General features: G+C 61.6%; 13 protein-coding genes. 12 read left to right on the top strand and 1 reads right to left on the bottom strand.

Going from position 1 to position 12340, the window contains the following annotated elements; all coding sequences use genetic code 11:
* The first annotated feature begins 98 nt into the window (after nt 1-98).
* From coxB to RSO41_RS03905, 4 genes are read left to right on the top strand one after another with little or no spacing between them, the layout of a single operon-like run.
* Nucleotides 99-1214 (top strand): cytochrome c oxidase subunit II, encoded by a 1116-nt coding sequence (gene coxB / locus RSO41_RS03920; RefSeq protein ID WP_315617766.1) that lies wholly within the window; start codon nt 99-101, stop codon nt 1212-1214.
* Between the two features lie 39 nt (nt 1215-1253).
* Nucleotides 1254-2888, top strand: coding sequence for a cytochrome c oxidase subunit I (ctaD, locus tag RSO41_RS03915; RefSeq protein WP_315617765.1), 1635 nt, complete (start codon nt 1254-1256; stop codon nt 2886-2888).
* 22 nt (nt 2889-2910) lie between these two features.
* Nucleotides 2911-3498: a cytochrome c oxidase assembly protein gene (locus RSO41_RS03910; protein WP_315617764.1), complete on the top strand. Its 588-nt coding sequence runs from the start codon at nt 2911-2913 to the stop codon at nt 3496-3498.
* Entirely contained in the window at nt 3495-4358 is an 864-nt protein-coding gene (locus RSO41_RS03905) for a cytochrome c oxidase subunit 3 (RefSeq protein ID WP_315617763.1), read from the top strand. The genes RSO41_RS03910 and RSO41_RS03905 overlap by 4 nt, the downstream gene beginning before the upstream one ends.
* An 18-nt stretch (nt 4359-4376) precedes the next feature.
* Here the strand turns inward: RSO41_RS03905 and RSO41_RS03900 are convergent, their stop codons facing one another.
* A complete protein-coding gene (locus tag RSO41_RS03900) occupies nt 4377-4571 on the bottom strand; it encodes a DUF2909 family protein (protein ID WP_315617762.1) in 195 nt (64 codons plus the stop codon).
* 10 nt (nt 4572-4581) lie between these two features.
* Between RSO41_RS03900 and RSO41_RS03895 the strand changes: the two genes are divergently transcribed.
* From RSO41_RS03895 to infC, 8 genes are all read left to right on the top strand, one after another.
* Nucleotides 4582-5307: an SURF1 family protein gene (locus RSO41_RS03895; protein WP_315617761.1), complete on the top strand. Its 726-nt coding sequence runs from the start codon at nt 4582-4584 to the stop codon at nt 5305-5307.
* Entirely contained in the window at nt 5304-5840 is a 537-nt protein-coding gene (locus tag RSO41_RS03890; RefSeq protein WP_315617760.1) for a hypothetical protein, read from the top strand. Before RSO41_RS03895 ends, RSO41_RS03890 begins: the two co-directional genes overlap by 4 nt.
* A 15-nt stretch (nt 5841-5855) precedes the next feature.
* A complete protein-coding gene (locus RSO41_RS03885; protein ID WP_315617759.1) occupies nt 5856-6926 on the top strand; it encodes a COX15/CtaA family protein in 1071 nt (356 codons plus the stop codon).
* A complete protein-coding gene (cyoE, locus tag RSO41_RS03880; RefSeq protein WP_315617758.1) occupies nt 6919-7824 on the top strand; it encodes a heme o synthase in 906 nt (301 codons plus the stop codon). The genes RSO41_RS03885 and cyoE overlap by 8 nt, the downstream gene beginning before the upstream one ends.
* 178 nt (nt 7825-8002) lie before the next feature.
* Nucleotides 8003-8470 (top strand): DUF2489 domain-containing protein, encoded by a 468-nt coding sequence (locus tag RSO41_RS03875; protein ID WP_315617757.1) that lies wholly within the window; start codon nt 8003-8005, stop codon nt 8468-8470.
* A gap of 279 nt (nt 8471-8749) precedes the next feature.
* Nucleotides 8750-9562: an OmpA family protein gene (locus RSO41_RS03870; RefSeq protein WP_315617756.1), complete on the top strand. Its 813-nt coding sequence runs from the start codon at nt 8750-8752 to the stop codon at nt 9560-9562.
* A 216-nt stretch (nt 9563-9778) separates the two neighbouring features.
* Entirely contained in the window at nt 9779-11677 is a 1899-nt protein-coding gene (gene thrS, locus RSO41_RS03865; RefSeq protein ID WP_315617755.1) for a threonine--tRNA ligase, read from the top strand.
* 34 nt (nt 11678-11711) lie between these two features.
* The gene (gene infC / locus RSO41_RS03860; RefSeq protein WP_315618060.1) at nt 11712-12251 is read left to right on the top strand and encodes a translation initiation factor IF-3; all 540 of its coding nucleotides are present in this window, start codon (nt 11712-11714) and stop codon (nt 12249-12251) included.
* Nucleotides 12252-12340: the final 89 nt, after the last annotated feature.

Genomic DNA, 12340 nt, shown 5'->3' with positions numbered 1-12340 from the left:
ATCGACAGTAGAGCGATCCGTGACGAATCTCGAGGCTCTTCTATACTCGATCAAGTAGCGACTAATACAACAACAATGTTCGGGAGGAGGCGGTGCGCATGCGGCTCGTATGGACAGCGGGATTGGTCGCCTGCTCGGGGCTGTCGGAGAGTGTGCTGGCCAATGGCTGGAACATGCCGGTCGGCGTGACCGACGTCAGTCGCGAGATTCATTCTCTGCATATGACGATCTTCTGGATCTGCGTGGTCATCGGCGTCGTCGTCTTCGGCGCGATGTTCTACTCGCTGTTTCGCTACCGTCGCTCGCGTGGCGCCAAGGCCGCCAACTTTCACGAACATACCACCGTGGAAGTCATCTGGACCCTGATTCCGATCCTGATTCTGGTGGCCATGGCGATTCCGGCCACCGCGACGCTCAAGACGATGTATGACGCCTCCGAGGCCGATCTGGACGTCATGGTCACCGGCCAGCAATGGCGCTGGCGGTATTCCTATCTCGGCGAGGACGTCGCCTTTACTTCCAATCTGGCGACATCCCGTTCCCAGGTCAGCGGGGAGAGTGCGAAGGATGAAAACTATCTGCTCGAGGTCGATGAGCCACTCGTGCTGCCGGTGGATCGCAAGGTGCGCCTGCTGATGACGTCGGACGATGTCATCCATTCCTGGTGGGTACCAGACCTGGCCGTCAAGCAGGATGCCGTGCCGGGCTTCGTCAATGAAAACTGGGTGCGTATCAACGAGCCGGGAATCTACCGGGGGCAGTGCGCCGAATTGTGCGGTCGTGATCACGCCTTCATGCCGGTGGTCGTCAAGGCAGTGGAGCCCGAGCGCTTCGATGACTGGCTGGCCGAACGCAAGGAAACTGCCTCTCAGGCAGCACTGGGTGTGGACCGCGAGTGGGAGCTGGATGAACTGATGGAGCGTGGTGAGCAGGTCTACGGCACTATCTGCGCTTCCTGTCACCAGCCTGATGGCTCCGGCAGCCCGCCGGCCTTCCCGGCACTGGCCGGTAACCAGGCGATACTGGAAGATCCGGACTACCACATCGACACCGTGGTCAACGGCGTGTCCGGCTCGGCGATGCCGGCCTTCCGCAGCACTCTGAACGCGGTGGAGCTGGCCGCGGTGATTACCTATGAGCGCAATGCCTGGGGCAACGAAACCGGTGAGGCCATACAGCCGGCGGATATTGCCGAGCTGCTCGACGCGCAGTAACACGCGCTTTTCGATGACGGATACCGAGGGGGATAGACCATGGCTTCGCACCTGCCTCCCAGACCCACCGCCCAGCAGAGTCAGGCCGAGGCCGGCGGAATGGCGTCGGATGAGCATCACCACGGGCCGCGAGGCCTGATGCGCTGGTTGCTGACCACCAACCACAAGGAGATCGGTACCCTGTATCTGATCTTCTCGCTGAGCATGTTCTTCATCGGCGGCATCTTTGCCATGGTGGTCAGGGCGGAGCTGTTTCAGCCCGGGCTGCAACTGGTGCAACCGGAATTCTTCAACCAGATGACCACCATGCATGGCCTGATCATGGTGTTCGGTGCGGTCATGCCGGCGTTCGTCGGGTTGGCGAACTGGATGGTACCGCTGCAGATCGGCGCCCCCGACATGGCGTTGCCACGCCTCAATAACTTCAGCTTCTGGCTGCTGCCGGTGGCCTTCGCGCTGCTGCTTTCCACCCTGGTGATGCCGGGTGGGGCGCCCAATTTCGGCTGGACGTTCTACGCGCCGCTTTCGACCACCTATGCGCCGCCGTCCACGACCTTCTTCATTTTCTCGTTGCACCTGGCGGGCATCAGCTCGATCCTCGGCGCGATCAATATCATCGCGACCATTCTCAACCTGCGGACACCGGGCATGCGGATGATGGACATGTCACTGTTCGTCTGGACCTGGTTGATCACCGCCTTCCTCCTGATCGCCGTGATGCCCGTACTGGCCGGGGTGATCACCATGATGCTGCTGGACATCAATTTCGGCACCAGTTTCTTCAATGCCGCCGGTGGTGGGGATCCCGTGCTATTTCAGCATCTGTTCTGGTTCTTCGGGCATCCGGAGGTCTACATCATGATCCTGCCGGCCTTCGGCATTGTCTCGGTGATCATCCCGACCTTCGCCCGCAAGCGCCTGTTCGGCTATGCCTCCATGGTCTATGCCACGGCGTCCATCGCGATTCTCTCTTTCCTGGTCTGGGCGCATCACATGTTCGTCGTGGGCCTGCCTCTGGTGGCGGAGCTGTTCTTCATGTACAGCACCATGCTGATCGCCGTGCCCACCGGGGTGAAGGTGTTCAACTGGATTACCACGCTGTTCCGGGGGTCGCTGACCTTCGAGCCGCCGATGCTGTTTGCCCTGGCATTCGTGGTGCTGTTCACCATCGGTGGGTTTTCGGGGTTGATGCTGGCCATCTCGCCGGCGGACTTCCAGTACCACGATACCTATTTCGTGGTCGCGCACTTCCATTACGTGCTGGTGCCAGGAGCCGTGTTCGCCATCATGGCGGGGGTCTATTACTGGTTGCCCAAGTGGACTGGTCATTACCCCCATACGCGTCTGTCGCAGTGGCACTTCTGGCTGTCGGTGATCGGGGTGAACCTGACCTTTTTCCCCATGCATTTCGCTGGACTCGCCGGCATGCCGAGGCGAATTCCGGACTACGCTCTGCAGTTTGCCGATTTCAACATGATCACCAGTATCGGGGCCTTCATGTTCGGGATCTCGCAATTGCTCTTCGTGGCGGTGGTGGTGCTTTGCGTGCGCGGTGGCGAAAAAGCACCGGCCAAGGCCTGGGACGGTGCCGAAGACCTTGAGTGGACGATTCCGAGCCCGGCACCGCTGCATACCTTCGAAACGCCGCCGCACTTCGAGCCGCATCGACACTGATGGCTGACGCCGGGAGGCATGCATGGCGCGACAAGGTATCCAGGATGCTCGCAAGGGCGTCAGGCGTACCGTGGCCAGGACCCTGGTGGCGCTGGCCGGGATGTTCGTCTTCGCCTTTGCTCTGGTGCCCTTGTACGACGTCTTCTGCCAGGTCACCGGGCTCAACGGCAAGACCTCGAACCAGGCTCAGGCGCTGGCTCACGAGGGTGCCGACCAGGACCGGGTGGTGACCATGCAGATCATCACGAGAGGGAGCCCCGGGTTACCGTGGTCCCTGGAGGCGCACACCCGACAGATCCGGGTACACCCGGGGCAGAGTGCCGAGGTCCACTTCACGTTCGAGAACCTGGGCGACGAGGCCAGTGTGGCCCGAGCGGTACCCAGTGTGTCGCCCTCGGAAGCGTCTCTGCACCTTCGCAAGCTGGCGTGCTTCTGTTTTCAGAATCAACGCCTGGCGTCGGGCGAGCGTTTCGAGGCTCCCCTGGTTTTCCAGTTGACGCGGGATCTGCCGGACGACATCAAGACGGTCACGCTGGTCTATACCCTTTATCGGCAGGACGCGGCACCGTCCCGGAAAAGCGGGACTCAGGCGAGAGGAGGTGACGCATGAGCGGTGGCAGCTATTACGTACCGGCATCGAGCAAGTGGCCGGTACTCGGGTCTATCGCACTGGGCGCCATGATGGTCGGCACTGGTGTGATGCTGGTGCATGGCGCTTCGGGCATGCCGGTCATGGCGATTGGCCTGGTCGGGATCCTGGTGGTGATGACGCTGTGGTTCCGTGATGTGGTCCACGAGTCTCGCAAGGGGCTCTACGATGCCCAGATGGACCGCTCCTTTCGCTGGGGGATGGGCTGGTTCATTTTCTCTGAAGTCATGTTCTTTGCCGCGTTCTTCGGTGCTCTCTTCTACATCCGGACCTTCGCGTTGCCATGGCTCGACGGTGAAGGGGCCAAGGGTGTCGCCGCGCTGCTATGGCCCGATTTCACAGCTTCCTGGCCATTGCTGGAACCACCGGATTCGGCCATTCAGGGGCCCCATCAGACCTTCAGCCCCTGGCACTTGCCGTTGGTCAATACCCTGATCCTGGTGGGCTCCAGCATCACCTTGACGGTAGCGCACGAGGGGCTCAAGGAAGGTCGCCGCGAGACGGCACGCCACTGGCTGACGCTGACCGTGCTGCTAGGGCTGTGCTTCATCGCGATTCAGGGTATCGAGTATCGGGAAGCCTATGTCCATTACGGCATCACCCTGCAGGCAGGGATCTATGGGGCAACCTTCTTTCTACTGACGGGGTTCCATGGTGCCCATGTGATCGTCGGTACCCTGATTCTGATTGCCATTCTGGCAAGAGTATGGCGGGGGCACTTTTCCGAGGAACATCATTTCGGTTTCGAGGCGGCGGCCTGGTACTGGCACTTCGTGGATGTGGTCTGGATCGGCCTCTTTACCTTCGTCTACGTCTTTTGAATCGCAGGGGGAGCGGTATCAACTGCCGAGGCCGCCTCCATAGAAACCGTACAGGAGTAATGCGAGAAGCAGGGCAGCCAGACAGACACGCAACTTGAGGGAAATGAGCACGCGACGCGAGCGACCGCCATCCTTGAGCAGGAAACCGGCACCGGCGGCGAGACTCGCGACCATGGCAAGAAAGACGAGGGCGATCAGGACTTTGAGAAGCATGTCGGACTCCATGACGAGGTTTTCCACACGAGCTCGGTCCAGCCGTCGCCTGATGGTCTGGTTCGGGTTCTGGGCCTGTCTGGTGATTCTCGGACTCGGACTCGGACTATGGCAGTGGGAGCGTGCCGCCGACAAGCGCGACTTGCTGGCGCGTTTCGAGTCGGCCCCCCGTCTGGTGGCGCCCGAGTCTGCACCGCCCGGTGGCGCTCGGATCACCGTGACGGGAGAGTACCTGCAGGATGAGACGCTGTTTCTCGACAACCGCATTCACGGGGAGCGACTCGGTGTGGCGGCCCTGACGCCTCTGCGTGGTGAAGATGGACGTCTGTGGCTGGTGGAGCGGGGGTTCATGCCCATGGGGCCGAGCCGCGAAACCCCGCGCGTGTCGACGCCGACTGGCCAGGTGACGTTGCAAGGGCGCTGGCAGATGGCCGGAGAGTCGGCACCGCTCTTCGGACCCAATCGAGAGGGCAAACGACTGCAGCGCATCGACCTCGGGGCCTGGGACATGCCGGGAGGCTTTGCCCATGATGGCTGGTTGCACCTTGAAACTGGCAAGGGGCACTTGACCTCCTGGTGGCGTCCGAATGTGTTGCCGCCGTCTCGCCATATCGGCTATGCCGTCCAGTGGTGGGGGCTGGCGATAACGGCACTGGTGGTCATGGTCGTCGGCGCTCGCCGGTGGCGCCGTGATGGACCCGAGCCCTCGCCTGAAACCAAGGAGACACGCCGATGACCGATGCCCGTATCGTTCGTTCTCGATTCAAGCTGCTGGCGCTGTTTGCCGTGTTTGTCCTGCCCATGGCGATGGCCTGGGGTATGGTCGAGTGGCGGCTGGGCATTCCCGATGAGCGTACGGCCCACGGCACGCTGCATCCTGATATTCCGCGACTGTCCGAGTGGCCTTTGAACGAGGTGGAGAAGGAAGGGGACGGCGATTGGCTGGTGGCCTTCGATTGCGTGAACGGTTGTGCCGAATCGGCAGACCGCTGGTGGCGTGTCCATCGTGCCCTGGGGCGTGATGCTCATCGGGTCAGCCGGTTGCGCATCGGTGGGGCGGAGGGGGTAGCACTGCCTGGTGAAGCGATCGTGTCGTGGCGCGACATACCGGCCTGGCGGGCTCCCGGGAGTCTCTGGATTCTCGATCCGGACGGTCGGCCGGTTCTGAGCTATGAGGAGGGCGTAGAGGCGTCGAATGTACTGGAGGACATCGAGCGCCTGCTGGAGCTGAACCCCGAGCCACCTCTGGCACGTCGGCGCGATGAATGACGGGAGGGTCGGAGGATGCACGATGTATGCCTGAAAGATCAGCGCTACCGGGCAAGAGTGAATGAGTTGCGCTGGCTGAGTCTACTGGGAATGCTGCTTTCTGCCCTGGTCGTGCTGGCCGGTGCCTGGACTCGATTGGTGGATGCCGGCCTGGGCTGTCCGGACTGGCCAGGGTGCTACGGACAGTGGGTGGTGCCGGACGAGACCCGCGCCCTGGCGCACTCTCCTGATGTGCCTCTCGATACGTCCAAGGCGTGGATGGAGATGCTGCATCGCTATCTGGCCTCGTCGCTGGGGCTGCTGGTCGTTGCCGTCGTGTTGCTGGGCAGGCGGCTTAGGCATCTCGCCGGTTTTCCATGGCGGCTCTCGCTGGGATTGCTGACACTCATCCTGGTGCAGGGTGCCTTCGGTGCCTTCACCGTGACGCTTCAGTTATGGCCTCAGGTAGTGACGTTGCACCTGCTGGGGGGCATGGCCGTCATGGGAGGTTTCCTGTGGTTGCACCTGCGGTTTCGGCGTCTGCTGTCACCAGGCACGTCGCGACGGCAGCCGCGACGACTGACCCCCTTGTGGGGGGTAGCGCTGGCCCTTCTGGTTCTGCAGCTCGCTCTCGGTGGCTGGACGTCGAGCAACTACGCCGGTATCGCCTGCCAGGGATTCCCGACTTGCAATGCCCAGTGGTGGCCGAACCTTGATTGGGGGGAAGGGTTTCACCTGACGCAGACGGTGGGACCCAACTATCTGCACGGGCAGCTGCATGCTGAGGCGCGAAGCGCGATCCAGGTCGGACATCGCCTGGGGGGAGCAGCGCTCTTTCTCTGCCTTCTGGGGCTCGGCCTGCGACATCGTCGTGATCGCGAGGTGTCCCCCTGGCTGGGGGTGATGGGAGGCGCCTGCCTGCTGCAGGCGGCACTGGGCATTGCCAATGTGCTGTTGTGGCTGCCGCTGTGGCTGGCCTTGTTGCATACGGCGGGGGCGGCCGTGCTGGTGGTGGCGACATTACTGGCGGTCTGGCAGTGGCGATGGGGTGACTCCATGCACCGTTCGCTGCCATCGGTGACGACGAGGGAGTGGATGCATGCATGACGCTCGACCGGTGACTCGGGAAGCACTCATGCCGATATGGCGTGATCTCGTGACGCTCGGCAAGCCGCGAGTGGTGTCGGTGATGCTGGTCTGCAGTCTGGTGGGGATGCTGTTGGCCCGACCGGTGCCGCCCTTCGATAAAATGCTGCTGGGGTTGCTCGGTATCGGCCTTGCTGCCAGCGGCGCTGCGGCCTTCAACCATGTCGTGGATCGCCGTCTGGATGCGCTGATGCTGCGGACGGCCTCGCGCCCTCTGGCCACTCGGCGCCTGTCGATGCCATTGGCCCTGGGGTGGGCAACCCTGTTGTCGGTAACAGGGGTCGGGCTGCTGCATGTCGGGGTCAACCCCTTGACGGCATGGCTCACTCTCGGCTCATTGATCGGCTACGCCCTGATCTATACGGCCTTCCTCAAAAGAGCCACGCCGCAGAATATCGTGATCGGTGGCGTAGCTGGTGCGGCGCCCCCGCTGCTGGGCTGGACGTCGGTGAGCAACCAGCTTGGCCCCGAGCCGTTGCTGCTGGTGCTGATCATCTTTGCCTGGACGCCGCCGCATTTCTGGGCCTTGGCCATCCACAAGCGCGATGAGTATGAGCGCGCCGGGGTCCCCATGCTGCCGGTGACCCATGGCGACGCTTTCACTCGCTTGCAGGTGTGGCTCTACGGCTGGTTGACGGTCGCGGTGACATTGCTGCCTTTTGTCATTGGCATGAGCGGCTGGATCTACCTGGTGGGCGTCACCGTGTTGAACGCCCGCTTCATGTGGTGGAATGGCCGTGTCTGGCGTGGGCGGGATCCGAAAGCGCCGCTCGCGGCTTTCTGGTTTTCCATTCGCTATATTCTGGGGGTCTTCGTCGTCCTGCTGGTGGATGCCTATGCCGGATTATGGTGGGCCTGACGCGGGTAAAAGCCTTGAATCTCGGAGGCGCCTGGAGATGCCGGGCAGATGACAGCGAGGCTGTGCTGTTGATGTCCAGAGATGCCGAGTGCCGGCGAGATGGGTTGGTCCCCCGAGTGGTGCGGTTTAGAATGACCGGCTTTACCGCTTGAATGCCAGACGTAACGGGAAACCTTTCATGACCAATACCACCGCCGTGATTCTGCTCGGGCTGGCCCTGGCCGTCGTCGCCGGCCTGGGAACCTATGCCGTGACCCTATGGCGGGAGGTCCGTCGTCGCGAGGCATTTCGCGAGGAAGAGCTGCGTCGGGCCCATGAAAACTGCCTGGAGAATCTCGAGCTGGTTGCCAATGCTTTGCATCAAGGGCAGGTCGATATCACGGAGGGTGCATGGCGCTGCAAGACATTGCTGGATATTCTCGATCCGTCTTTGGCGTCGCGACCGGAATTCCTGGCATTTGCCGAGGTTCATGAGCGAACCCGTCATCTTCATACCCATTCTGCGCGCCAGGCCTTGAGCCCCAGGGCGCGATTTCACGAGGATCGGGAGCGCCTGGAAGTGGAGGATGAGTGGCGTGATGCCGTCATGGAAGCGGCCGCGAATGCGCTCCAGTTTCGCCGTGACTGGCCGGGTTCCTTGCATTGATTTGAATGACCTAAACAAAACAATGTATTACACTTTCCAGTGCGTTTTTCGATTGAAAGGGGACTCAGTCTCCGGCAAGCTGCTAATCGCAACGTAGATGGCTGATAAAAGGATAGAGTTCCGAGTCATCACGCGTTGATTGGCCGAGATCGCGATTTCGTGCTTTCTTGGTCGGTGTGGGCGGACAAGATCCGTCTCTGGTTGGCCATACCATCGGACTCGCTGGATGGCTAAGCCCTATGCTGGCCCCGCTAGATTTGTGTCAAGAAGGAGTCTTACATGAAAAAATCAACGACTGGCTTGTTGCTTGGTTCCGCGCTGGTGGTCGGTCTGTCCGGCTGCGCCAGTTCGGCGTCTCAATCCTCCGGCATGGGCGACAGCTCGGCGTCCGACCGTGCCTGGTACAAACATCCGGCTGTCTGCAGTGTGGCAGGCGGCCTGATCGGTGCTGGCATCGGTTACAGCGCCGTCAAGGATGACGATGAGGATACCGGTGCCTACATCGGCGGTACTGTCGGTGCCACGGCCGCTGCGCTGCTGTGTGCCGAGCCGAACAAGGGCCCGGCTCCCGTCGGTGACAGCGATGGTGATGGTGTGCCGGACGATCAGGATCAGTGTCCGGGTACCCCGGCCGGTGTCGCTGTCGACGCCGTGGGCTGCCCGCTGGATTCCGATGGTGACGGCGTCCCGGACTATCAGGACCAGTGCCCGGGTACTCCGGCCGGTGCCGAGGTCAACGCTCTGGGCTGCGTCGAGGACCTGGTGCTGGAGGACGTCAACTTCGAGTTCGACTCTGCTCGCCTGACCATGGGTGCCGAGTCGGTCCTGAGCGACGTGGCTTCCAAGCTGCGCGCCAATGACAACGTTCGTGTTCGTATCGAAGGCCACACCGACTCCGTCGGCCCGGCCGGTTACAACAAGGACCTGTCCCAGCGTCGTGCCGATTCCGTGGCGAGCTACCTGGCCAGCCAGGGCATTGCCGCCAATCGCATGACCACCATCGGCTATGGCGAAGAGCAGCCGGTCGCCAGCAACGACACCAAGGCCGGCCGTGCCGAGAACCGTCGTGTCGAGCTCGGCGAGTGGGAGTGATCCTCTCCTGAGTCGACCCCTGACGCCTCGGCCGCGAGCCGGGGCGCGGTAACGTCGGAAAGGCGCCTTCGGGCGCCTTTTTCATTGGCGATCCGGCTCACCCATGGCGCCGCCGGCAGGGCGTCTGGTAGGCTAGCATCGCTCAAGGCAACCCATCTTTTCGCGACATGTGATCCCTGGTATGGATCACCACTGTGCACAAGGAATCGCTTCATCATGCCCATCGTGACCCTGCCGGACGGCAGCCAGAGATCCTTCGACGAGCCCCTTTCCATCATGCAACTGGCCGAGAGCATCGGCACCGGCCTGGCCAAGGCCTGTGTAGCCGGCCGCATCGATGGCGAGCTGGTGGATGCGGCGGATGTCATCGACCATGACGCCGAAGTGTCGATCATCACCGCCCGTGATCCCGAGGGGTTGGACATCATTCGCCACTCCTGTGCCCACCTGATCGGCCATGCGGTCAAGCAGCTCTACCCGGATGCCAAGATGGCCATCGGTCCGGTGATCGAGGATGGGTTCTATTACGATATCGACTTCGGCCGCTCGGTGACGCCCGAGGATCTCGAGGCCATCGAGGCGCGCATGAAGGCGCTGATCGAGACCGGTTACGATGTCGTCCGCGAGTACGTCGATCGTGATCGCGCCATGCTGACCTTCCTCCATCGTGACGAGCCCTACAAGCAGGAGATCGTGCGCGAGATCCCGGACGGGGAGACGATTCGTCTCTACCATCATCAGGAATACATCGACATGTGCCGGGGGCCTCATGTCCCCAACACGCGCCACCTCAAGGCCTTCACGTTGACCAAGCTGGCCGGTGCCTACTGGCGTGGCGACGCCGAGCGACCCATGCTGACGCGAATCTATGGCACTGCCTGGGGGGACAAGAAGCAGCTCAAGGCTTATCTCAAGCGCCTCGAGGAAGCCGAGAAGCGTGACCACCGCAAGCTGGCGCGCAAGCTCGATCTCTTCCACATGCAGGAGGAGGCGCCGGGCATGGTGTTCTGGCACCCTCGCGGTTGGACACTCTGGCAGGTGGTCGAGCAGTACATGCGCCAGGTGTACAAGGACGGCGGCTATCAAGAGATCCGTTGCCCGCAGGTGATGGATGTGTCGCTGTGGAAGAAGTCTGGCCACTGGGACAATTATGCCGATGGCATGTTCTTCACCGAATCGGAGAAGCGCGAATACGCGCTCAAGCCGATGAACTGCCCGGGGCATGTGCAGGTCTTCAATTCCGGCCTGCGCAGCTACCGTGAATTGCCGGTACGTTACGGCGAATTCGGCGGTTGTCACCGCAATGAACCCTCCGGTGCCCTGCATGGCATCATGCGGGTACGGGCCTTTACCCAGGACGATGGTCATGTCTTCTGCACCGAAGAGCAGATCGAGTCCGAGGTAACCAGCTTTCATCGCCAGGCGCTTCAGGTCTACAGCGACTTCGGCTTCGAGGACATCGCCGTCAAGATTGCCCTGCGCCCGGAAAAACGGCTCGGCGATGATGCGGTCTGGGATCGTGCCGAGGAAGCGTTGCGCGGCGCGCTTCGGACCTGTGATGTCGATTGGGAGGAGTTGCCGGGCGAGGGTGCTTTCTATGGCCCCAAGATCGAGTATCATATGAAGGATTGCCTGGGGCGCGAGTGGCAGGTCGGTACCATGCAGGTCGACTTCATGATGCCGGTGCGCCTCGGGGCCCAGTATGTCACCGAGGATGGAGATCGGCGCTCGCCGGTGATGCTGCACCGGGCCATCGTCGGCTCGATGGAGCGCTTCATCGGCATCCTCATCGAGCACTATGCCGGCGCCATGCCGTTGTGGCTGGCTCCCCAGCAGGTTGTAGTGTTGACGATCACCGATGCGCAGCGCGACCATGCCATTTCACTCGAGCAGCGCTTGCAGAAAAAAGGCTTGCGAGTCAAGGCGGACTTGAGGAATGAGAAGATCGGCTTTAAAATCCGCGAGCATACGTTGCAGAAGGTCCCCTATCTCCTGGTGGTGGGAGATAAGGAAGTCGAAGCCGACTCGGTGGCCGTGCGCTCGCGCAGTGGCGAGGATCTCGGCACCATGACGGTGGATGCCTTCATCGACCGGATTCAGGCCGAGCGGCGCTAGCGACATCTTCCAAGACTGAAGTGGAGACGGAACCATCAAGAGAAGCAACCCCAGAGGACGCCCGCAGGACAAGCGTCCACCGATGAACGAGAGAATTACCGATGAGCAGGTACGCCTGATCGACAGCGATGGCGAGCAGCTGGGCATCATGCCCACTCGCGATGCGCTGGAGCGTGCCGAATCGGCTGGTATGGATCTCGTGCAGATTTCCAATGCCGATCCTATCGTTTGCAAGATCATGGATTACGGCAAGTTCGTCTTCGAGCAGAAGAAACAGAAGGCGGCTCAGAAGAAGAAGCAGAAGCAGATCCAGGTCAAGGAAGTCAAATTCCGGCCTGGCACCGACGAGGGTGACTATCAGGTCAAGATGAAGAACCTGACACGATTCCTCGAAGGTGGCGACAAGGGCAAGGTCACGTTGCGCTTCCGCGGTCGCGAGATGGCCCACCAGGACATCGGCCGTAAGTTGATGGAGCGCATCGCCGCGGATCTCGAAGAGATCGGCACCGTCGAGTCCTTCCCCAAGATGGAAGGACGCCAGATGATCATGATCATTGCCCCCAAGAAGAAGTAAGTGAAGAAGAAGTGATCCGGCGGCCAGTCAAACGGGTGGCAGGTAATGTGCTTGCCATCGGCCCCGGGTTTTCTCAAGAACCTCGAGCG

Origin of the sequence: Halomonas sp. I1 (genome assembly GCF_032334135.1) — a bacterium.
In the GTDB taxonomy this organism is placed as follows: domain Bacteria; phylum Pseudomonadota; class Gammaproteobacteria; order Pseudomonadales; family Halomonadaceae; genus Halomonas.
Note: the sequence above shows the minus strand (reverse complement) of the source record. Positions and strands in the feature narration are given on the sequence as shown.